The sequence below is a fragment of the Flavobacterium sp. GSP6 genome, from assembly GCF_003984855.1.
Classification (GTDB): Bacteria; Bacteroidota; Bacteroidia; order Flavobacteriales; family Flavobacteriaceae; genus Flavobacterium.
Genome location: NZ_RYDO01000002.1, coordinates 119,299 through 142,478 on the forward strand (window position 1 = coordinate 119,299; position 23,180 = coordinate 142,478).

Sequence of the window (23,180 nt, forward strand, 5' to 3'; positions counted from 1 at the left end):
GATTCAATACCCATTCAGTTAAATGTGTGTTTTTTTGATTAATTGACAAGTAAATTGCGCAAAGTGAGTATTTTATTTATTCAAACGAAAAAAAAACATAGAATCGTATATTATTTATTAAAATGATTTAGTTCCGCTTATCTTGTCCCCAAAGTAATTTGCTTCGAAGGGTTTTCAAAAAAGTTTCTTCGGGTATTTCTACCATATTGATTTGAAAGGGGTTTTTTTTTAAGGTTAGTATGGATTCGTTCTTTACCGAGGTAACTCTGGAGTCTAAGGACACTAAATAATTTTCCTCTCTTCCGGAAACTTTTAGTCTAATTTCTGTTTCATCCGGAACAACAAGAGGCCTGGCCGTTAGGTTGTGGGGAGCAATTGGGGTGATGACGATGCTTTTTACATCAGGTGTCAAGATTGGACCGCCGCAACTCAAAGAATACCCCGTAGATCCTGTTGGTGTTGATATAATTAACCCATCGGCCCAATATGAATTTAAAAATTCGTTATTCAAGTACGTGTCTATCGTAATCATCGATGTAGTGTCTTTTCTACTGACCGTAATTTCATTCATGGCAAAATCCATTTTTTGGATGGATTCATTTGGTGGCGTGCAGGTTACGCTCAGTAATGTTCTTTTTGAGATGGTGTATTTTTTGTCAATGACAAATTGCATGAATGTTGCGATATTCTCTTTTTGGACGGTTGCAAGGAAACCTAGTCTTCCCGCATTTATTCCTAAAATAGGAACTCCGGAATCCCGCACTAAAGTGGCCGCTCTTAAAATAGTTCCGTCTCCTCCAATGCTGATGAGCATATCAAAACTAGAATCAAGTTCAGTGTGGGATGTGAAGGTTTTGTATTTTTTTTCTACAATTTTCCTTTCGTTGAGCATCAGCAAAAAATGAGACTCAATAATCATCTCTACATTATTTTTGTTAAAAAAAACAAAGATGTCGTTTATAATAGGTTCGGTACTGTTTTGATAATATTGGCCGTAGATCGCTACTTTCATCTTTTTGTGTAATCGTTTAATGTTGATATGTTTGTTTTAGTATTTAATCGATTAAACAAATAATCGGTTAAACGAGCACTATATATTAAGGTACTTGTCTAAATAATCAGAGCGTTCCTTCAAATTATTGATGTAATTGTCTTCTTGATGCTCGGATATAATTTCATAATCATATCTTCTGAAAGTCTGTATTATTTCATTGATAGCACCTAACGTTATTTTTAAGGTAACTTCAACACTCTCAACATCTAATTCGGAGACGAATACACCTAAAAGTTTACCATTGTTGCTTTCGACTATTTGGGTAATTTGACTCATAGAATAATCTAAAGCGGCTTTCTTGACAACGATAACGCCGCCGGGTTCCTTTAAAAAAGGAGTTTCATGAAAAAACTTCATGATGTCTTCTATTTGATAATAACCCACGTAGGTGTTGTTTTCGTCTAAAACCGGAACTAAATTAGTCTGATTTTTTGCAAAAACTTCCAGCACATCAAGCCATATTGTATTAGTTCTTGTGAAAAACCCTTCCAGTGAATAGCGAAAATCAGATACTTTTTTAGTGCTGTCAAAAGTTTCTAGATCTTCGCGGGCAATACTGCCCAGATACACCCCTTCTTCGATTATTGGGAAATGTGAAAAGTGGACGTCATTGAAGAATTCTTGAACAACCGCAATAGTATCTTGGTTGTTAATCGCTTTAAAATCATTGGTTATATAGTCTGTAATTCCGATCATAAATAAGGCAAAAATATTTCATGCAAAATAATCAAAAATAAGCAAAAACTCCTAAGTTTTACTTTGTATTTTTGCTTCAAGAAATAGTACTGGTTTAATCAAAAAGGGTTCCAATGACAAAATTAAGTGTAAATATCAATAAAATAGCTACTTTACGTAATGCTCGTGGAGGAAATGTTCCTGATTTATTAAAAGTAGCTGCCGACATTCAAAAGTTCGGAGCGCAAGGAATTACCATACATCCCCGTCCGGATGAGCGCCACATTCGCTATCAGGATGCACGGGATTTAAAAACGACTGTTTATACGGAATATAATATAGAAGGAAATCCAGAAAAAACCTTTATCGACCTTGTTCTGGAAATAAAACCGACTCAGGTAACTCTAGTTCCGGATGCTGTAGATGCCATAACATCTAATGCTGGTTGGGATACCATAAAGCACGCTTCTTATTTGACTGAAATTGTTCAGGAGTTTCAACGGAACGGAATTAGAACGTCCATTTTTGTAGATCCTGTTCTCGAAATGATTGAAGGAGCAAAAAAAATTGGAACCGAAAGAATTGAATTGTATACCGAAGCATTCGCACACCAATACAGTTTAGGAAATCAAAACGGAATTGTGCCATACACACACGCTGCCATCCTAGCCAATGCGCTTGGATTAGGGATCAATGCAGGTCATGATTTGAGTTTGGATAATATTCAATTTTTTAAACAAAATATCCCGGGATTACTCGAAGTTTCTATTGGTCATGCGCTGATTTCCGAAGCTATTTATCTGGGATTAGACAATGTGGTGAATATGTATTTGCAAAAATTAAAATAGTTTTTTTTAACCATTAAGAAATTATGATGGATTAAGTTTTAAGCTTAATAACTTTACTTTCTTAATGGTTTTTAATTTAAATCATAACGTTAAAATCTAAAATTATATGCTTTTTTCAAAAATAGAAGGATCAGGACAGCCACTTTTAATTCTTCACGGATTTCTGGGGATGTCTGATAACTGGAAAACACTCGGAACGCAATTCGCAACTGATTTTCAGGTTCATATTCTCGATTTACGCAACCACGGACGAAGCCTGCACTCAGAGAATTTTACCTACGAAATTATGGCGCAGGATGTTTACGAGTACTGTCAAGCTCATAAATTAGAAAATATCAATATTTTAGGACACTCGATGGGCGGGAAAATAGCCATGCTTCTGGCAACATTGCATCCTGAATTAGTTAATAAGTTAATTGTTGCGGACATAGGACCAAAATTTTATCCGCAGCATCATCAGGATATTTTGGCGGGATTGAATGCGGTTGATTTTTCAAAAAAACCAAGTCGAAGTGATGTCGAAGAAATCATGGAGAAGTTTGTTCCTGATTTTGGAACCAGACAATTCTTGATGAAGAATTTGTTTTGGCAAGAGCCCGGGCAACTTGCCTTTCGATTTAATTTGGCAGTTTTCAATACAAAAATGGATGAAATAGGAATTCCGTTGCCTAAGAATTCCGTTTTCGAGAAACCAGCCTTGTTCATTCGAGGCGGAAAATCAAATTATATTTTAGACAGCGATTTTGAAATTATAAAACAGCATTTCCCGGATTCAAATATTGAAACGATTCCTAATGTAGGGCATTGGCTTCATGCCGAAAATCCAGCTGAGTTCTATCAAAAAGTCACTTCTTTTTTAAAATAAAGGAGATGGTTTCTAATTTTCACTACATTTATTAAAATTTAAAAAGATAAACTTATGAATTTACTCATCAAAATTCTTATTACCTCTGGTTTAGTATTGCTTATTGCGAACTTTATGCCGGGTGTGCGTGTAGATGGATTCGCCACGGCTTTGATTGTGGCAATTGTTCTTGGATTACTTAATATATTTATCAAGCCAATATTAGTGATACTAACTTTGCCGGTAACGATACTAACTTTAGGTTTGTTTTTATTGGTTATTAATGCACTGATGATTTTGTTGTGTACAAAAATTGTGGACGGTTTTCGCGTAGATACGTTTTGGACTGCCTTGTTTTTTAGTATTATATTATCCGTATCGCAGTCTATAATGAATGGAATTCTAGGCGAGGGAAAATAATAGGCTATTTTTAACACGTATTTATGACGTAATGCATTTGAAATTAAGAATCAATCAATATCTTTGTACTTTATTTAAACGATACTATGTCTAAAAATTTTTACATATTGTTACTAGTTACGCTTGGGTTCTTTATGACTCCAAGCGTAGCTATTGCGTGTGGAATAAAAGCAGAGAAATCGTGTTGCAAAAAAGAATTCTCTTCAAAAACGGAGCAAAAAGACTGTTGTAATAAAGAAAAAAAATCAAATAAAGGGTTGCATGATGGTTGTAACGGTGCTTGCAAGAGTATTTCTTGTGGCAGTACAGCAATTCATTTGGGTTTAACATCCATATTTAACACGGAATTAAACAAGCAAATTTTTAGTTTTTCTACTGAAAAACAAAATTATTATTACTCGGAAATCTTTATCTCATCCCATTTCCGTTCTATTTGGCTTCCACCTAAAATAAGCTAAATTTCTTTTTTGACAGCCAAAAAACTGTCTTGTTCAAAGCAGTATATGCTTTAAAAACCAATAAACGTAGTCAATTACAATTCAAAAAACAGAGCAAAATAAGCTGTTGTTTTCAATGTTTTGTGACTAATTCACTTCAAAATAATATCAAAATGAATTCAATAAAAAAAATATTGATGGCAACTACTCTGTTGCTTTCAATCACAATCAGCCATGCGCAAATTAAAAATGCTACAACAGAAACGGTAAAAATATATGGCAACTGTGAGATGTGTAAAAGCACCATAGAAACTACAGGTAACCTGAAAAAAGCAGCGAAAGTCGAGTGGAATAAAGACACCAAAATGGCAACACTCACGTATGACTCGACTAAAACAAGTCAAGACGAAATCCTGAAACGCATTGCTTTAGCAGGGTATGACAGTGATAAGTTTCTTGCTCCAGATGCTGTTTATGACAAACTACATGGCTGTTGCCAATATGAAAGAGAAGCAAAAGTAGCCGTTTCTCCAGCAACGAAAATGGAAATCGTCACTACAGAAAATCATGCAGGCCACGCCAATCACTCAGATAATGCAGTTCCAAAACAACAAGTAGATACTACATTAAAAGCTGTTTTTGATAGCTATTTTCTTTTAAAAGATGCTTTAGTGAAAACAGACGGAAACAGTACTTCCTTGAAAGCGAAGGATTTATTAACGGCAATCAATTCCGTGAAGATGGAAACACTAAAATCGGAAGAACATATTGTTTGGATGAAAGTTTTGAATGACTTAAAAGAACATTCAGAGCATATTGGTGATACAAAAGATATTTCTCATCAGAGAGATCATTTCATGGATTTATCAAAATCGATGTATGAATTGATAAAAGTGGCTAAATACGAGACTCCGGTTTATCTTCAGTTTTGTCCTATGGCAAATGGCGGTAAAGGAGCCAACTGGTTGAGCAAAGAAAATGCCGTTAAGAATCCGTATTACGGTTCGCAAATGATGACTTGTGGAAAAACGGTAGAGACGCTTCAATAATTATTTAAAGGAAAATAAAATGAAAAAAATAATTCTGGTAGTAAGTGTAATAATCAGTTTTTCAACGGCTAATGCCCAGATGAAAATTGGAGATAATTTACCTGATTTTGAACTTAAAAATAATAAAGAGGCCACTGTAAGTTTGGCTTCTGTAAAAGGGAAAACCGTCTTAATTGACTTTTGGGCTTCTTGGTGCGCACCGTGTAGAATGGCCAATAAAAAGCTGGTGCCTTTTTACAATCAGTATAAAACAGAAAATTTCGAAATTATAGGGATATCCCTGGATACGGATCAAGCGAAATGGATAAGTGCCATTCAAAAAGACAAATTAGAATATGAGCAGTTGATTGATCCCAAAGGGTTTGATGCGCCATCGGCTATAGTCTTTGGCGTAGAGCAGTTGCCTAGTGCCTATCTTTTTGATGCAACAGGGAAACTGGTTGCTGTAAATCCAACAGAAGAACAAATTTTAATGCAAATAAAAAAATAAAATAAGATGAAAAATATAAATATAAAATTCATTGGTATTGCTTGTTTGGTTTTGATGGCAAGCATGAAGTCCTATTCTCAAATTTCAAAAGCAGACATAATTGCAACGGGTTTAACGTGTTCCATGTGTTCGAATGCAATTAACAAACAGCTAAAGGCCATGACTGAAGTAGACAGCGTCAGTACAGATCTAAATACGAATACGTTTACCGTTTATTTGAAGGAAAATAATTCAATAAGTCCAAAAACTTTAAAAACGAGTGTCGAAAAAGCTGGTTTTTTTGTGGGCTCCATGGTGTTGACAATGGCTTTCGATAATTTGAAAATAGAAGACAACCTAGCATTGAAAAAGGGTGAACACACCTTTATATTTGTTGATGTGAAAGCAAAGACAATGAACGGGGAAACAAAGTTAAAAGTGGTTGATAAAGGTTTTGTTACTCAAAAAGAGTATAAAAAAACATTTAAAACATTGTCGAAATACCCTAGTTATCTGGTCGAAAATGAAAATAATTTTCACCTTAAAACAATTTAATATGAGTTATTTACGCTTTGCTGTCCTATTCCTGATATCGGCTCAAATGCAAGCCCAGGAATTATTTGTTGTTACGGACCCAGCCAGTAATATCCCTGCAAATTCATTGAGTGTAAGACTGTCACAATCCCTTTTTGAGGAGCAATTTAGTGAAGAGTACAACTATCATTTGATGCCGGAAGTAACCTATGGTTTGAATAAAAATTTGATGGTTAGGGCTACCGCATTTGTCAGTAATAGAAACAGTCAATTGGTTACAGAAGGAGGCGGTTTTTATGCTAAATACCGGTTTTTCTCGACAGATGATTTAAACAGTCATTTTCGTTTGGCTGCTTTTGGAAGGTATAGTTTTAATAACGCAGATATTCATCAGGATCAAATTGAAATAATGGGGCACAATACGGGTTTTGAGACCGGATTAGTAGCCACGAAACTGATAAAAAAAGTAGCAATTAGTTCGTCGGTAAGTTTTGAAAAGGCATTTGATAATAAACCAAATTATCCTTTTCCAAGTGAATTAGGCAATAACGCCACGAATTATACCTTGTCTTTTGGCAAACTGATGTATCCCAAAAAATACACCAGTTTTAAACAAACAAATATTAACCTGATGGTTGAATTTGTTGGGCAAACGATCAATGAAAATGGAAAATCGTATCTTGATGTGGTTCCGGCAATACAATTTATTTTCAATAGTCAAGCCCGTTTGGATTTGGCTTACCGGAGGGAAATTATGAGTTCTATGATGCGTACAGCACCCAATGGAATTTATTTAAATTTAGAATATAATTTTTTTAATATCATAAAATAAATAGATAAAGCTTAGATTTATAACAATGAATAATTGATTTTAAATAAAAGTAAATTTGTAATTATAAAAAAAACACAATGAAAAAAATAATGCTTTTGTCCTTAATAACGGTATTTATGACGGTTTCTTGTGACCAGAAAAACAAAGAAGCAGCAGCTACAAGTTCTGAAAAAACAGAAAAAGCTACGGAATTATATGCCTGTCCGATGCATCCGGAAGTTACTGGTGCATCCGGTGGAGAATGTTCAGAATGCGGGATGGAATTAACCGAGAAAGTGGTGCAAACAATCCCTACTGAAAAAGAGCTAACTCCTGTTGAAAACAGGGCAAAATCCGGTGCGGTGCTCAAAACGGAGAGTGCTGATAAAATGACTTTTCCAACCGATGCTATTGTATCTAATTATCTCAAAATTAAAAATGCATTAACCAAAGACGATTCAAAAGGAGCAGCCATCGCGGCAAAAGATTTGCATACTATATTGAATAGTTCCAGCGCAACTTCATTAGACACCAAATTAAAAAATAAATACAATGCTTTTGTGGCGGATGCCAAAGTAAATGTCAAACATATTGGGGATAATGCCGGTAAAATGGAGCATCAAAGAACGTATTTTTCGTTATTGAGCAAAGATGTTTTTGATTTGATAAAAGCCTTTGGAACCAAACAAACCGTATATCAGGATTACTGTCCCATGTATGGAGCAGGAAAAAACGGGTATTGGATCAGTGAAACCCAAGACGTGATTAATCCCTATTTTGGTGCGGAGATGCTAAATTGTGGCAGGAGAATAGGAACCGTTCAATAGCGATGAAATTCTATGTCAAAAATATGGTTTGTGGTCGCTGTATAATGGTTGTGAAATCCGAGCTCGAAAAACTTGGAATTTTTCCTGTTTCGGTGAAGTTAGGAGAAGTCGAATTAGTAGAAAATAACAGATTGCAAATTGATAGGTTGTAAAACTTACAAATCATTTCCAAAATTCTACAACAAGTTAAAATAGAAGGTTATGTACCTTTGTTTAGTAGCAATGAATGTTTAGCTAAATATTTTAATAATAGAAAAAATGAAAACATTAATTATCGTACCAAGCGTATTCTTAGCAGTGAATTCCATAGCATCAGCTCAAGAAGTGGTGAAATCTTCCCAAAAGGAAACCCATAAAGCAATGTATTCTTGTTCAATGCACCCGAAAGAAATGAGTGATAAATCTGTAAAATATCCAAAATGTGGGATGCAGATGACTCCAAAAGCAAGTGATACAAAAGAAGAGAATCATCAACATTAAAGTTTTTTTAAATCGGTTCTATACTTTTATAGAACCGATTTTTTTTAAATTCAACATTATGAAACATACTTATACAGTCACTGGAATGTCTTGCGACGGTTGCCGTTCCAAAGTAGAAAAAACATTGAATGTTATTGATGGAATTCAAGCGACAGTTACTTTGAATCCGCCAATAGCGACTATAACAATGGATCAACACATTTCCACAGTTCAATTACAAGAGGTTTTAACTGGCGCTGGAAACTACACCATAGAAATGAATACTAGTGTTGATTCTCATGGAATTACTGAAAAACCAATTGAGAAGTCATGTTGCAGTTCGAATAAACCACAAGAGAAATCAACCGTAATTTTACCCGCTACTGCGCAAGGCAAATACTATTGTCCGATGCATTGTGAGGGGGAAAAAGTCTATGATAAACCGGGAAGTTGCCCTGTGTGCGGAATGAATCTGGAAAAAGTTCCCGAATTGAGTGTTGCAAAAACAAGGTACACGTGTCCGATGCATCCCGAAGTAATCAAAGACGGTCCCGGTTCCTGTCCCATTTGCGGAATGGATTTAGTACCAATGGAACCCACCGCTTCTGAAGAAAACAAAGTGTACAATGACTTAGTCCGCAAAATGAAAATAGCGGTAGTTTTTACAGTTCCCATTTTTATTATTGCCATGTCAGATATGATTCCGAATAATCCAATAATGAAAATTATGGATTTAGAAAAGTGGAATTGGGTACAATTATTATTTTCACTTCCTGTCGTTTTTTATGCGTGTTGGATGTTTTTTGAGCGTGCATGGAAATCTATAGTTACTTGGAATCTCAATATGTTTACGTTGATTGGAATTGGTTCTGGAGTCGCTTTTCTGTTTAGTTTGGTTGGATTGTTTTTTCCCGCTATTTTCCCGGATGAATTTAAAACGGATAACGGAGCGGTTCATCTTTATTTTGAGGCTACAACGGTGATATTAACTTTGGTTTTATTGGGGCAATTACTCGAAGCTAGAGCGCACAGTAAAACCAGTGGAGCGATAAAAGAATTATTGAAGTTAGCGCCAACCGAAGCTGTTTTGGTTAGCAATGAAGGGGATAAAGTGATTTCGATTCATGATATCAAAAAAGGAGATTTATTGCGGGTAAAACCGGGAGATAAAATTCCGGTGGATGGAAAAATTACCGATGGAGAAAGTACTGTTGATGAATCGATGATAACAGGTGAACCCATTCCTGTAGATAAAAAAACAGGCGATAGTATTAGCTCCGGAACCATTAACGGCAATAAATCCTTTGTGATGATTGCTGAAAAGGTAGGTTCGGAAACGGTGCTTTCGCAAATTATACAAATGGTCAACACTGCCAGTAGGTCTAAAGCACCAATCCAGAAACTAGCGGACAGAATCGCTAAATATTTTGTACCAATTGTAGTTGGGGTTTCCATAATCACTTTTTTTGTTTGGGCACAATTTGGTCCTGAACCCGCAATGGTGTATGGATTTATCAATGCGATTGCAGTATTAATTATTGCTTGTCCGTGTGCCTTGGGATTGGCCACGCCCATGTCCGTAATGGTTGGTGTTGGTAAAGGAGCGCAATCTGGAGTTTTGATAAAAAATGCCGAAGCGTTAGAGAATATGAATAAAGTAAATGTGCTGATTACCGATAAAACAGGAACCATTACGGAAGGAAAGCCTTCTGTTGAAAAAGTATTCTCTTTAAATAATGAAGAAGATTCTTTGTTGCAAAGTATTGCTTCTTTAAATCAGTATAGCGAACATCCTTTGGCGCAAGCCGTAGTCAATTTTGCGAAAGCGAAAGCAGTTTCATTAATCGAAGTCAAGGATTTTGAAGCGATTTCCGGCAAAGGAGTTATTGGAACCGTAGTCGATAAAAAAGTGGCACTCGGAAATAAAAAATTGATGGAGCAGGTAAATGCCACGATTTCTGAAGAATTAGAAAATAAAATTATCGCCGAACAGAAACTCGGAAAAACGGTTTCTTATATTTCAATTGACGGAATTGCGGTGGGATTTGTCTCGATTACAGATGCCATCAAAGCCACAAGCGTCACAGCTATAAAAGAACTGATGCGTCAGGGAGTTGAGGTAATCATGCTTACCGGTGATAATGAAAATACGGCAAAAGCAGTGGCTCAGGAGTTGCATTTGAGTTCGTATAAAGCGGGTTGTTTGCCTGAAGACAAGCTCAAAGAAATTAAACGATTGCAAGCCGAAGGGAAAATTGTAGCCATGGCAGGTGATGGAATCAACGATGCGCCGGCTTTGGCACAAGCCGACATAGGAATTGCTATGGGAACAGGAACAGATGTGGCTATCGAAAGTGCCAAAATAACGTTAGTGAAAGGCGATTTGCAAGGAATAGTCAAAGCCAAAAACTTAAGTCATGCGGTGATGCGAAATATTAAGCAAAATTTATTCTTTGCCTTTTTCTACAATGTGCTTGGAATTCCAATTGCAGCGGGTGTTTTGTATCCGTTTTTTGGCGTGTTGCTTTCGCCAATGATTGCGGCTTTGGCCATGAGTTTCAGCTCTGTTTCAGTAATTGCAAATGCGTTGCGATTGCGTAATTTAAAATTTTAATTATGAAAAAATACTCCATAATAATTATACTCTTGCTTTTTGCTTGGAATGCTGAAGCGCAAAAAGTAGTTCGGTATGATTTATATGTTCGGGATACGATTGTCACTTTTGGCGATACACCCAAAAGAGCGATTGCCGTAAACGGACAGATTCCCATGCCGACACTCACGTTTACCGAAGGCGATATTGCCGAAATTTATGTACACAATGAATTAAATGAAGATACTTCACTGCATTGGCACGGATTGTTTTTACCCAATAAAGAAGACGGCGTGCCTTATTTGACTCAAATGCCAATAAAACCGCATACCACCCATAAATATACGTTTCCAATTATTCAACACGGAACACATTGGTACCACAGTCATACGGGGTTGCAGGAACAAATTGGGATGTACGGTTCCTTTGTTATGAACAAACGAAATGAGGATCCAACTTTTAGAGCAGGAATTGATGATTTACCAACCGTTCCAATCATTTTGAGTGAATGGACGGATTTAAATCCAAAAAATGTCCATCGGATGCTGCACAATGCAACCGATTGGTTTGCAATTCAAAAAGGAACTACCCAGAGCTATGCCGAAGCCATAAAAGCAGGACATTTTAAGACAAAAATTACCAACGAATGGAAACGAATGAATGCGATGGATGTTAGCGATGTGTATTACAATAAGTTTTTGATCAACGGCAAAAATGAAAGTAAAATAGATGGCGTTTCTTCTCCCCTTTCCTTTGAAGAGGGGTCTGGGGTGAGGAAGTTCAAAGCGGGAGATAAAGTGAGGTTGCGGATTGCCAATGGTGGCGCTTCTACTTATTTTTGGCTGACGTATGCCGGTGGAAAAATTACCGTGGTGGCCAGTGATGGAAACGATGTGGAACCAGTTGAAGTCGACCGATTAATCGTAGCTGTTTCTGAAACGTATGATGTTGTTGTAACGATTCCAGCAGATAAAACGGCGTATGAATTTTTAGTTACTTCGGAGGATAGAACTAAATCAGCTTCGTTGTATTTAGGAGATGGAATCAAGCAACTGATGTCGCCTTTGCCAAAATTAAAATATTTTGAAGGAATGAAAATGATGAACGGCATGATGAAAATGAATGGCGATTTAGATGATATGGGAATGAAAATGTCACTGAACCAAATGGATATGAATGTAGTAATGTATCCTGAAATCACGGGGCCTATAGATTCTAAAGAAGGAACACAACAAGAAGTGGAGATGGATCATTCGTCTCATGATATGGGAAAAATGAAAATGGAGGCAACCGCTCCGAAGATGGATGGTATGAAAATGACGGAGGAAGATTATAATAGTAATGCATTATCTGATATTACTACCTTAAATTATGCCATGCTGAAATCACCTACTAAAACAACGCTTCCAACTCCCCCTTCGGGGGCTGGGGGGACAAAAGAACTGCGGTTTGAATTATCAGGAAATATGAATCGCTACGTGTGGAGTCTGGACAATAAAGTGGTTTCTGAAGCCGATAAAATTTTAATTAAAAAAGGAGAGAATGTTCGAATTGTACTCTTCAATGGTTCCATGATGCGCCACCCGATGCATTTACACGGACATGATTTTAGAGTCCTGAATGGTCAGAAAGAGTTCGCTCCCATGAAAAATATCATCGATATTATGCCGATGGAAACCGATACGATTGAGTTTAATGCGAATGTCAAAGGCGATTGGTTTTTTCATTGTCACATTCTCTATCACATGATGGCGGGAATGGGTCGCGTTTTTAGTTATGAAAATCAAGAGCCCAATCCTTTGATTCCAAATCCAAAATTAGCGCAACGCAAATTATTTGCCGATGACAGAGCCTTCCATGTGATGGCTGAAAATGATTTTGCCACCAATGGGAACGATGGAATGCTGATGATTCAAAACACGCGTTGGAGTATTGGTACCGAATGGCGTTTGGGTTATACCGATCATCACGGGTATGAAACGGAAACGCATATTGGACGATATTTAGGGAAAATGCAGTGGCTAATGCCATTTATTGGTTTTGACTGGCGGTATCGAAAAATGGAAATGGGAGCAATGGAAGAGAATCTTTTTGGGCAAACCAATACCAAAGACAATCGCGCCGTTTTTAGTGCCGGAGTCGAATATACCATGCCAATGCTGATTAAAGCACAAGCCGAAGTGTATACCGACGGGAATTTCAGGTTGCAATTTGAACGCATGGATATTCCGGTTTCTAAAAGATTGCGCATGAATTTAATGTGGAATACGGACAAAGAATACATGGCGGGATTGCGGTATATAGTCAAGAGAAATTTTGGAATTACCACGCATTATGACAGCGATATGGGAATGGGTTTTGGATTGAGTTTGAATTATTAAAAACGGAATACTTTGTTTTTGTAATTTTGGGAAAAATAGAGTGCTATGGTACAACTTTCAGAAATCTGGATTTATCCTGTAAAATCATTAGGTGGAATTAAATTGCAAAAAGCTCAAGTGACCGATCGTGGTTTGGAACACGACCGCCGTTGGTTGTTGATTGATGAAAACGGAATGTTTCTGTCGCAAAGGGAACATCCGGAATTAGCTCTTTTTCTACCTGAAATTATAGGGGATTTCCTGAAGATTACACATCGCGTGCAATTAGAAACAATACAACTTCCGCTGCAGCAATCTTTTTCGGAAGCCGAAACTAAAATTGATGTGATGGTCTGGGAGGACTCCATTCAGGCGTATGAAGTAGATTCGGTTGTTTCAGATTGGTTTTCTCGAATATTGGGATTTTCGGCTCGTTTGGTATACATGCCTGAGGAAAGTCACCGAAAAGTAGAGGCTAAATATGCCGTTACGCAAGCTGATATTAATTCTTTTTCGGATGGCTATCCTTTTTTGTTGATTAGTCAATCGTCATTGGATGATTTGAATTTCCGTTTAAAAAAAGCACTGCCGATGAATCGGTTTCGACCTAATTTTGTTGTTACAGGTGGTGATGCTTATGAAGAGGATTCTTGGAAAGAATTCACAATAGGTGAGCTGACTTTTTTTGGAGTGAAACCTTGCGGGAGATGCGTAATGACAACTGTAGACCAAGAAAAAGGAGTGACATCAGGAAAAGATCCTTTGCGGACTTTGGCAAAATACAGGACATCGGGAAATAATGTGTTGTTTGGGCAAAACTTGATCGGTTCTGGAACTGGTCTTGTTACTGTTGGTGATGCTATTACCATTTTGATTTCTATTTAAATGGCCTTTTCTTTTCGTGAATATGAGGTAATCCGTTGACTAAGTTTCCAGATTTCTTACTCAAATTTATTGCTTACTGAAATAGTATTAATAGTCGGGAGACGCTGCAGAGCAACCCGCTAATACTATTTTTGTTCATGTCTTGTGTGTTACAACGTATGTACAAGCAATCAAATCAATCTTTTTTATGTTTTTGTTCCGTGTGATTTTGGTTTCCGTTAATCATATGATCTTCCACGTTCATTCCGTTTTACCTTTCAATCATCAATGCAGTAATAATAGCATGATTTTTCTTTTAGCCAAAGAACAGGGCGTTTAGATTGCTCCAAACGTGCTTTAAATACTTTGACAATCTATTTAATTTGCATTATTGATATGTTGTTGAACGTTCCTATGTTTTGTTAGGATCTTGGAGCTAAAATACCATTTACTTCCGGATTATTAGTACCCAATTCTTTACTGTACTCTTGAACCTCCTTTATTTGAAAAACGTAAGTCGTTTGTCTTTAACGGCATCCAAGCGAAGCATTTTATAATCCAGCACATAATTTTGGTAAATACGCCAAGGTGCTTTGTTTCCCTGACTAGGAAGCGTATTCGCTGCTCTGTTAATGTAGCCGCTATTCAGGTTGAGTAGTGGAACCGGTTTTAAATTTGTCTCGACTACTTTTGCCTGCACCGCTTTATAATGGTGTTTGTCCAAATAATTTAAGACCCGAGATATATATTCGCTGGTAAGGTCACTTTTCAACGTCCACGAAGCATTGGTATAGCCAACAAAAATAAAGAAATTGGGCAGGTCGCTTAACATGAGGCCTTTATAGACAAAAGATTTAGAAACATCAAAAGGTTGCGAATCCAGTTGAATTTTTACGCCTCCAAACGCCACTAAATCAAGTCCAGTTGCGGTGATTATAATGTCGGCGGCCAGTGTCTTCCCCGATTTTAGTAAAATCCCATTTGTTAAAAAACAATCGATATGATCCGTAACTACCGCTGCGTTCCCTTTTCTAATGGCTCTAAAAAAATCTCCGTTTGGCGCAATGCAAAAACGTTGTTCCCAAGGATTGTAGTTAGGTATAAAATGAGGGTCCACGGGAAAGTTACCCAAAGCTTTTTCAGCCCCTTTTATAATGAATTTTTTCATTGCCTCTGGAAAGAACTTGCACAGATTAAAAAAGACAATAGCGTAGAAAATATTTTTATAACGAATCAGTCTATAAGCTACTTTTTTTGGAAACAGCCTTTTGAGGCGAGCAGCAATTTTGTCTTTATTGGGTAAAGCAGCAATATAGGTTGGCGATCGTTGCAGCATAATAACTTGTGCCCCTTCGGCGGCAAGCTCCGGAAGGATGGTCACAGCAGTGGCTCCGCTGCCAATTATAACCACTTTTTTATTGGCAACATCTAATTTTTCAGGCCATTTTTGAGGATGGACAATTTTACCTTCAAAACGGGATTGGTCCTTAAATTCAGGAGTGTACCCTTTGTTATAATTATAATAGCCGCTACAGCTAAAGATAAACTGGCACCTATAAACTGTTTCTTCTTCCGTGGCAGTATTTACGGTAGTGACCGTCCATGATTTTTTTTCTGTATCGAAGTTATAAGAAAGAGCGCGTTGATTGTAGATGATATGATCGCGTACTTTATATTCGTCTGCGGCTTCATTGAGGTATTTTAATATAGAAGGTCCGTCGGCGAAAGACTTTTGATCCTCCCATGTTTTGAAGGAATACCCAAAAGTATACATATCCGAATCGGAACGGATTCCAGGGTATTGAAACAAACTCCAGGTACCTCCAAGTTCCGCTCTTGCCTCTAAAACAACATAGTTTTTGTCTGGATTTTTACGTGACAAATGACACGCAGCGCCTATACCGGATAAACCCGCTCCTATTATAATAATATCGATATGATTAGTATTCATGTTTTTATTTTAGAATTAAATGCTGTTGCAAAATACAAAATTGTAGCAATAAAAAAACACCATTACTTTTTCTTAAATAACGGTGTTTGTAATTGCTATGAAAACCTTTTGAAGTGAAAAAGAAGGATTTTTTATTAGGATTAAACGACAGATTTATTTTTGAATAAACACGATGTAGCGTTGAGGTCATTCTTTTGTCCAACTAGTAATTTGGCTTTTAAAATTCCCAGGTCTATCAGATATGTCGTCACTAAGGTTAGCGCGGTTTTGTAAACCGTGTCCACCGGCGCATGCAGATAAAACAAGTCAGAAAAGCGATATCCTTAAAGCGGCATAGCTTTTACATTTTAACGTCAGTTTTTTTTTGGGTTTTGTTAGCTTTATTTCTTCGGCTACCTACCGACTAAGTGTTATAATTACCAATTGGAATGGGCACGGTTTGCAAAACCGCGCTATTTGTTAAGGGGAAAACTGAGTGTATTTCCGAGCCATCTGGTTCATCCCAAATACAAAACCAACTTTCCATTAAGCCAATTGCCCAAATCCGTTGTAGCTGTTACAAGCTGGCGTTTCTCAGCTGATTGTTGATTACTTTTCGCTTGTTTTTCTTAATTCCGACAATACATTATTCCCTTCTTCAAATAGTTTTAACCAAAGAGAAGAATTGTTTTCAAAGTTTTTCATTTGTTCTTGTCCAACATAAACACCTTTGTTAGTCAAAAAGTAAAATTTTATTTCGTTTGTTGTCGGTAAAGATGTTTTTTCGGCTTTAACTGTTTTGTCAAGAAAGGTTTGTGCTAAACTAATAAATTGTTTTGATGCGCTATTTACGTTCTGATGCTGTCCGCCACCAATAACGCCACCGCCCGAACTTAAATACAAACTTGCGTCACCTGTTTGATAAGCAGCTGTTGTGGCTGTTGCGCCACCCATTTCCCAATCCATAACAACTCCGTAAACGATAGTTTTGTCAGTCGGCAATGAAAGGGCAAGTTGTTCAGGCGTCACTGTAAACGCCATATTTCTAAGTTCTTCAAAAGTATTTTCTTCTGTCTGATGAACTTTTTCCGTTGTTGCGGTTTCGCTTTTTGTATGTTGATTTGTAGTAGTAGATTTATTTCTAAAACTTGTCAAGTAAAAAACAAGTCCGCCTGCTAAAACAAGTCCGATTATTGTATATGTCATTTTCATTGATATTTCTCTGTTGTTCGTTTGGGACTAAATTAAGCCCATTATTCGGATTTGCCAAATCTTCCAAATACAAAATCAGATATGTCGTCACTAAGGTTAGCGCGGTTTTGTAAACCGTGCCCACCGGCGCATGTAGATAAAACAAGTCAGAAAAGCTATATCCTTAAAACGGAATAGCTTTTTTACGTTTTAATGTCAGTTTTTTTTATGGTTTTGTTAGCGTTACTTCTTCGGCTCCCTACCGACTAAGTGTTATAATTACCAATTGGAATGGGCACGGTTTGCAAAACCGCGCTATCTGTTAAAGAGAAAACTGAGTGTATTTCAGAGCCATCTGGTGCTGGTATAAAATCTTAACTTAATGACATTGCGCTTGCGCTAGCGGGGATTTTTATTTTTAATCAGTACATAAAATGGCATATCCATAATTATCAGACCAACCTGATTTTAGAGGTAGCAATTTTCTTGTATGCGCTTCCCTTGACATTCCAACTTTTTCTAAAACACTTATTGAGCCAATATTTCCGATCGCGCAACCTGCCTCAATTCTGTGAAGTTTTAATGTTTCAAAACCAAAAGCTATTATCTTTTTTAAACTTTCTGTAGCATAACCTTTATTCCAATAATTGGAATCAAATTTAAACCAAACTTCAGCATTTCTATACTTTTCTTTTCCTAAATTTATTCCAATTAATCCGATAAATTCTTTTTCTCCATTTAATTCGACCGCAAAAGAGAAATGCTTGTTATTCTCCAAATTATTGTTAAAAATCCAATTTTCGACAATAATTTTGGTTTCGTTAATATTATTTGGAATTCCTAATGTATTAAATTCATCAGTTTCAGCCAAACTATGTAATTTGTGAATGTTATCAATGTCACTTTCCGCGATTGTTCGCAAATTCAATCTTTCCGTATTAAAATTTAAGTTATTCATTTCAGGTTTTTATTCTAATTTTAAAATTTTGGGTAAAATCTTCAGTTTTTTATTTGTTTTCTGAGTGATTTTTGTTTCGACTGTCCTTAAATTAGTATATAGCACTAATAAATTCATCTCAATCTAACCTAAATTGGGTCGCTTTGTCTGACAAGTACCAGTGCCTATATGTTTTTCAAATACATTAAAAATTTTTCTTACAAACTATCAAAACAACCGCATATTGTCGTGTGCCATAGCCTGCGTGAAGGATGGCAGTGAAAATCCCCGCTCGTGTCACTTATGAAAATTGTCCTTTTGTTTTTCGTGCTTTTGTTTGCGGGCACGAGCGGGGGCTGGCTTTATTTCTTTTCTATATACTTTTCTAAAATTGCAATAAACTCCTTTCCTTCAGACATAGTTTGCTCTCCTTTTTCATTTTCTATCACTGGTGCATTTCCTGTAATTTCTTTAATAATTCCATTTTCGTCTAAAAATATATTAACAGGGTAACCTTCAAAGCCCAATTTTTTAGTGAGTTTTAGTGAGTTTACAATATGTGTAAAATTAAATTTTCTTTTGAGTAATAATTTGCTAACTTTTTCCTTGTTATCGAAGGTTATTGCTACAAAATTAAACCTGTCTTTATTGTCGTTCATTATTTTATTCAGCACAGGTATTTCTTCAATACACGGTGCGCAATTCGTAAACCATAAATTAATTAATGTAGGTTTACCTTTTAAGGAATTTAAAGTTATTGATTTTCCATCAATTGTTATTTCATTTTTAAATGGATAAACTTTACCTATTAATGCCTTTTTTATATTTATTTCTTTCTCTGTTGCTTTAACGTCTTGCGTAAAATGCCACATATAATTATAAACAATAGAATCTTTATTTTGATATTTTAGGTCTATTTCTTCAAAAACCTTCATGTCTTTAGCAAACGATTTCATTTGCTCTAAAACCGTATTTCTATTTGCTAAATATTCCTTTTCGTTCAGAATAACTTTTGGATTTGCGTAATACTTCGCTTTTTGCGCATGAACTGAAAAAGTTAATAATGTCAAAATTGTTAGAAAATGTTTTTTCATATTTAATTTTATTTTTAAAAATTTGTGTGTGATTCTGCCAGATTGCCACTAACGTCAGTTCGTCTAAAACCCTCTAAACGAACTGTATTTGGTTAAACAGTGAGTAAATATATGTTATTTAAACTACAATTAAAACTCGTTCTGGCAAAACTCGCTTTATGATTATTAAAATAAAACAGTCCGTAAAAAGGGTTAAATATTGCTCTTAGTATCCCAAAATATAAATCCATTTGCACAGAATACGAACAAATCCGGAAAGAATTGTGGCGCAAGCCTTGGGTTGTATTTGCTAAGACGCCTTTTGGAAGTCCAAAGTCAGTGGTGGAATATTTGGGGAGATACACCCATAAAATCGCCATTAGCAACCATCGAATCAAGAACATTGACAATGAAAACGTGACTTTTACTTATAAGGATTACCGAGTAGCGGGTGTGAAAAAACAAATGACACTCACGCATCATGAATTTATCAGGCGTTTTGCGTTGCATATTTTGCCCAAACGTTTTACTTCGTCAGTTCGCCCTTTGGGCTCGGGTGTTAAGATCCGGCATTACGGTTTTTTGAGCAGCACTTGGAAGCGACAAAAGCTGAAACTTTTACAGGAAAAACTTAAGGTAAAAGTTTTAGAAAAAGTAGAAAAGAAGCCCTTTATGCCTAAGTGTCCGTGTTGTAAAACAGGGAATTTACACCGAATAGCAGTCTTTGACCAGCGTGGTCCACCGGCTTGGTATCTTGGCGGTAGCCAAAACACCATTCCTTGTAAAAACTAAATTACGGGTAAGGGAACTTATGTTCACAAGTGAAGGAACACACGAAAAAAACCAAGCAGAAAACACTCCAAAAAAAAAGAGGCTCGCTTGCCTCTTGTAATTCTCTCTAAAATCTTTACGATAAGTGCATAGGTTGACGGACGTGGAATCGGTTCCGTTCAACCCGGGTTTACCTCATTGAATTTATTTTTGTTGGTATTCGGTGATTATAATTCATTGTTTGTGCTGCGCACGCAACGAACCCTAGCTGTTGGGCGATGTTTTAAAATTTAATATTAGGATTTATTTCCTGAAATTTTAGTCGATCTCTTTCAATATTGTCTATTATTTTAATGATATTCTCTTTTACGTTATAGTTTATTTCTCCTAAATATTTTATTTTTCCTGCCATAATCTCAAATTTAATATCAACAGGTATTTTTTTTGTTGATTGCATATAACCAGTATTTAAAAAAGCTTCGATTTCATAGATTCTATATTTTCCTGCAGTTTTAACAATGTTGAAAAGGTAAACATTTTTATCATCTTCTGTAAAATCGCCATTTGTACTTCCAAAAGTAATTTGACCAGGATTGTAAAGAAAGTTTGTTTTTTTTTCATTCAATTTATCTGCAAACATATTAGTTGATGTTTCGCTTTCTATTTGCACATAGTTTATTTTATAAACTGGTGAAATAGTTTTTCTGTTTTCAAGAGAAAAACTTCCTGTAATCATACCTTCTTTGGAGAAAGTATTCATTTCACTTTTCATTGAAGCTGACGGTGTCGAACAACTAAATAATATATTTGTAATAATTAAGATTGATAGATTCCTTTTATTTATTTTCATTTTTAGATATTAGTTGATTCTTCTTGTATTAATTTAAATGGTTAATCTGATTTTCTGTGAGTAAATATTGCCCAACTTGTATATACCCGATACAAAGTAGCGCTTATACATTCAATTTGGGTTGGCTTTACGCTATTTTATTTCGTTTTATCTGTTTTCAAATATATTAAAATTTTTTCTTACAAACTATCAAACCCACGTCATAATTTTGAATCCTACGACCCGCGTGAAGGATGGCAGTGGAGCTCTTTTATGGGCTGCCTTTTTTTGGCAGGCGATAAAAAGCGGGAACGTACAGCCTGACCCGTAGTTGCGAGGAGGGACGACGAAGCAATCTGGAGGGACACGCCCAAATTAGTTTCCTTTTCCAACCTGTGATTTTGTCAAATAACTGCCTAAAATTCAATCCCGAAGGTTCGGGACTAAAAACTTGTTTGGGTTGCAAAAATTTTATAATTTTGCAGTCCAATTTTATTATGTAAATTAAAGAAGAAGATGGATATCAAAAGAGTAGCAATAGACGCTGTGACGGAAACAATTGTAATGACTGTTGTTCACATGGATTACAAAGGACAAGTTGCAAAAAGAATAAACGAAAAAATGCCTTTGGCAACGGTTAAAGGATTTAGAAAAGGAGCTGTGCCTAAAGATCTTGTTGAAAAACAATACGGTAAAGCAATCAAACAAGAAGAAGTTCAGAAAGTGGTAGATTTAGCTTTGGAGCGTTTCGTACAATCAGAAAGATTAAACCTTCTTGGAACGCCACTTGCTAAAGTAAACGAAGACTTTGACTGGAGTGCTGAAGAATTGGTTTTTGAATATGAAATAGGATTGGTTCCTAATTTCGAATTGGATCTTGAAGCTAAAAATGACATCGTTAAATATGTGGTTTCAGCGGATGATAAAATGATTGAAGGCCAGTTGGAAAGAATCCAAAAACAATTTGGAACTGCAATTCCTCAAGAAGTTGTTGCTGCAGATTCAGATGTAACTGGAACATTCACTAACGAAGAAAAAGGAATTAATAACGCGACCACTATTGCTGCTGATCTTTTTAAAGACAAAGCGACTTTTGATTTATTCATCGGTAAAAAAGCAGGAGATGTTGTGACTGTAAATACTAAAGGTTTATTTGAAGACGACCACCAATTGATGGACGTGATGAAAGTAAGTCATGATGACGTTCACGGATTAGAGGTTGAAGTGAACTTCACAATCGAAGCGATCAACACGGCTGAATTAGCAGAATTGAACCAAGAATTGTTCGACAAATTGTTTGGTGCTGGAACTGTTTCTTCACTTGAAGAATTGAAAGCGAAAATCAAAGAAGATGCCGAAACTCAATTTGCACAACAAGCGGATCAAAAATTATTAGGGGATGTTACGGAGTTTTTGATCGAAAGCACCAAATTTGATTTACCTTCTGAATTCCTTAAAAAATGGTTGCAAACTGTAGGGGAGAAAAAATTATCTCCTGAGGAGGCTGAAGTTGAATATGCACGTTCTGAAAAAGGATTGCGTTTTCAATTGATCGAAGGTAGAGCTATGGCTCAATCTGACATCAAAATCACTTTTGAAGACTTGAAAACATTCACTACAAAAAACATCCGTCAGCAAATGGCACAATTCGGACAAACAAATCCTACTGACGAAGAAGTTCAAGGAATTGTAGCAAGAGTTTTGTCAAACCAAGACGAAGTGAAAAGACTTTCGGACCAAGTTGTTGCTGATAAATTATTGGAATTATTCAAAGAAAAAGCAAATCCTACCACTAAAGAAGTAACGTATGACGAATTTATTGCAGCGTCTTACGGAGAATAAATTTTAGTCGTAAAGTCAAATGTCATAAAGTCAAAAGTTGAAAAGACGGAAACAATTTCGTTAGTTGTTTCAAATTTTAAGATTCTATTACAAATATAAAACAATAAAAAATAGTTATATTTGAGCGTCAGAAAAAATATTTTTTGACGCTCTTTTGTTTCAATTAGTTGCGGGAGCCAATCCAGCTGTACGTTACAAGTTTTTTCTTCCGTTTTAGTTTTTTAAATTCCTGCAAGAGCTTCTTTCAGTCGCTTTGCAAGAATAAAAAAACTTAAAAACGGAATTCAAAAAGCTTTTTACTCCCATCTGGGCTACAAATAAGACATATTGACATCATTTGTAAATAGGTATGACCTTTGCATT

20 protein-coding genes and 1 pseudogene are annotated in these 23,180 nt (G+C 36.1%); 14 read left to right on the forward strand and 7 right to left on the reverse strand.

From position 1 onward, the window contains the following. Positions 1–127 precede the first annotated feature (127 nt). On the reverse strand, positions 128–1,012 hold the full coding sequence (locus EKM03_RS02425) for an NAD kinase (RefSeq protein WP_126739826.1): 885 nt from the start codon (positions 1,010–1,012) through the stop codon (positions 128–130). A gap of 78 nt (positions 1,013–1,090) precedes the next feature. Next, on the reverse strand, positions 1,091–1,750 hold the full coding sequence (locus EKM03_RS02430) for a CBS domain-containing protein (RefSeq protein WP_126454125.1): 660 nt from the start codon (positions 1,748–1,750) through the stop codon (positions 1,091–1,093). 113 nt (positions 1,751–1,863) lie between these two features. Here EKM03_RS02430 and EKM03_RS02435 point away from each other — a divergent pair, with 113 nt between their 5' ends. The 12 genes from EKM03_RS02435 (at position 1,864) to EKM03_RS02500 (ending at position 14,265) form a co-directional block, all read left to right on the forward strand. Beyond that, complete coding sequence (locus tag EKM03_RS02435) at positions 1,864–2,577, forward strand: pyridoxine 5'-phosphate synthase (RefSeq protein WP_126458562.1); 714 nt, start codon at positions 1,864–1,866, stop codon at positions 2,575–2,577. 106 nt (positions 2,578–2,683) lie between these two features. Beyond that, the gene (locus tag EKM03_RS02440; RefSeq protein ID WP_126562594.1) at positions 2,684–3,442 is read left to right on the forward strand and encodes an alpha/beta fold hydrolase; all 759 of its coding nucleotides are present in this window, start codon (positions 2,684–2,686) and stop codon (positions 3,440–3,442) included. A 54-nt stretch (positions 3,443–3,496) separates the two neighbouring features. Then, positions 3,497–3,841 carry a phage holin family protein gene (locus tag EKM03_RS02445; RefSeq protein WP_126458568.1) on the forward strand — a complete coding sequence of 115 codons (345 nt, stop codon included), beginning with the start codon at positions 3,497–3,499 and terminating at the stop codon, positions 3,839–3,841. A 610-nt stretch (positions 3,842–4,451) separates the two neighbouring features. Beyond that, the gene (locus tag EKM03_RS02455; RefSeq protein ID WP_126739827.1) at positions 4,452–5,327 is read left to right on the forward strand and encodes a DUF3347 domain-containing protein; all 876 of its coding nucleotides are present in this window, start codon (positions 4,452–4,454) and stop codon (positions 5,325–5,327) included. A gap of 19 nt (positions 5,328–5,346) precedes the next feature. After that, a complete protein-coding gene (locus EKM03_RS02460) occupies positions 5,347–5,817 on the forward strand; it encodes a TlpA disulfide reductase family protein (RefSeq protein WP_126458574.1) in 471 nt (156 codons plus the stop codon). A gap of 6 nt (positions 5,818–5,823) precedes the next feature. Beyond that, entirely contained in the window at positions 5,824–6,351 is a 528-nt protein-coding gene (locus EKM03_RS02465) for a heavy-metal-associated domain-containing protein (protein WP_126563392.1), read from the forward strand. Continuing rightward, entirely contained in the window at positions 6,320–7,162 is an 843-nt protein-coding gene (locus tag EKM03_RS02470; RefSeq protein WP_233579257.1) for a hypothetical protein, read from the forward strand. Before EKM03_RS02465 ends, EKM03_RS02470 begins: the two co-directional genes overlap by 32 nt. Positions 7,163–7,239: 77 nt before the next feature. After that, entirely contained in the window at positions 7,240–7,968 is a 729-nt protein-coding gene (locus tag EKM03_RS02475) for a DUF3347 domain-containing protein (protein WP_126563391.1), read from the forward strand. Positions 7,969–8,226: 258 nt separating this feature from the next. After that, on the forward strand, positions 8,227–8,448 hold the full coding sequence (locus EKM03_RS02485) for a hypothetical protein (RefSeq protein WP_126568041.1): 222 nt from the start codon (positions 8,227–8,229) through the stop codon (positions 8,446–8,448). Between the two features lie 58 nt (positions 8,449–8,506). Further along, positions 8,507–11,041 (forward strand): heavy metal translocating P-type ATPase, encoded by a 2,535-nt coding sequence (locus tag EKM03_RS02490; protein ID WP_126568043.1) that lies wholly within the window; start codon positions 8,507–8,509, stop codon positions 11,039–11,041. A 2-nt stretch (positions 11,042–11,043) separates the two neighbouring features. After that, the gene (locus EKM03_RS02495; RefSeq protein WP_126739828.1) at positions 11,044–13,401 is read left to right on the forward strand and encodes a multicopper oxidase domain-containing protein; all 2,358 of its coding nucleotides are present in this window, start codon (positions 11,044–11,046) and stop codon (positions 13,399–13,401) included. A gap of 45 nt (positions 13,402–13,446) precedes the next feature. Continuing rightward, positions 13,447–14,265: an MOSC domain-containing protein gene (locus tag EKM03_RS02500; protein WP_126739829.1), complete on the forward strand. Its 819-nt coding sequence runs from the start codon at positions 13,447–13,449 to the stop codon at positions 14,263–14,265. Between the two features lie 478 nt (positions 14,266–14,743). On the opposite strand, the gene EKM03_RS02505 is transcribed toward EKM03_RS02500, so the two are convergent. From EKM03_RS02505 to EKM03_RS02520, 4 genes are all read right to left on the reverse strand, one after another. Further along, the gene (locus EKM03_RS02505; RefSeq protein WP_126739830.1) at positions 14,744–16,195 is read right to left on the reverse strand and encodes an NAD(P)/FAD-dependent oxidoreductase; all 1,452 of its coding nucleotides are present in this window, start codon (positions 16,193–16,195) and stop codon (positions 14,744–14,746) included. Positions 16,196–16,783: 588 nt separating this feature from the next. After that, positions 16,784–17,380, reverse strand: a complete 597-nt coding sequence (locus EKM03_RS02510) for a hypothetical protein (protein ID WP_126739831.1) — start codon at positions 17,378–17,380, stop codon at positions 16,784–16,786. A 403-nt stretch (positions 17,381–17,783) separates the two neighbouring features. Continuing rightward, positions 17,784–18,323: a GNAT family N-acetyltransferase gene (locus EKM03_RS02515; protein ID WP_126458604.1), complete on the reverse strand. Its 540-nt coding sequence runs from the start codon at positions 18,321–18,323 to the stop codon at positions 17,784–17,786. A 341-nt stretch (positions 18,324–18,664) separates the two neighbouring features. Further along, the gene (locus tag EKM03_RS02520) at positions 18,665–19,396 is read right to left on the reverse strand and encodes a TlpA disulfide reductase family protein (RefSeq protein WP_126576564.1); all 732 of its coding nucleotides are present in this window, start codon (positions 19,394–19,396) and stop codon (positions 18,665–18,667) included. 237 nt (positions 19,397–19,633) lie between these two features. On the opposite strand from EKM03_RS02520, the pseudogene EKM03_RS02525 reads away from it, so the two are divergent. Next, positions 19,634–20,167, forward strand: a pseudogene (locus tag EKM03_RS02525) (transposase); the annotation flags it as partial. Between the two features lie 262 nt (positions 20,168–20,429). On the opposite strand, the gene EKM03_RS02530 reads toward EKM03_RS02525, so the two are convergent. Then, complete coding sequence (locus EKM03_RS02530) at positions 20,430–20,996, reverse strand: hypothetical protein (protein WP_126568051.1); 567 nt, start codon at positions 20,994–20,996, stop codon at positions 20,430–20,432. Between the two features lie 495 nt (positions 20,997–21,491). Here EKM03_RS02530 and EKM03_RS02535 point away from each other — a divergent pair, with 495 nt between their 5' ends. Next, positions 21,492–22,817 (forward strand): trigger factor, encoded by a 1,326-nt coding sequence (locus EKM03_RS02535; RefSeq protein WP_126562747.1) that lies wholly within the window; start codon positions 21,492–21,494, stop codon positions 22,815–22,817. The last annotated feature ends 363 nt before the right edge of the window (positions 22,818–23,180 follow it).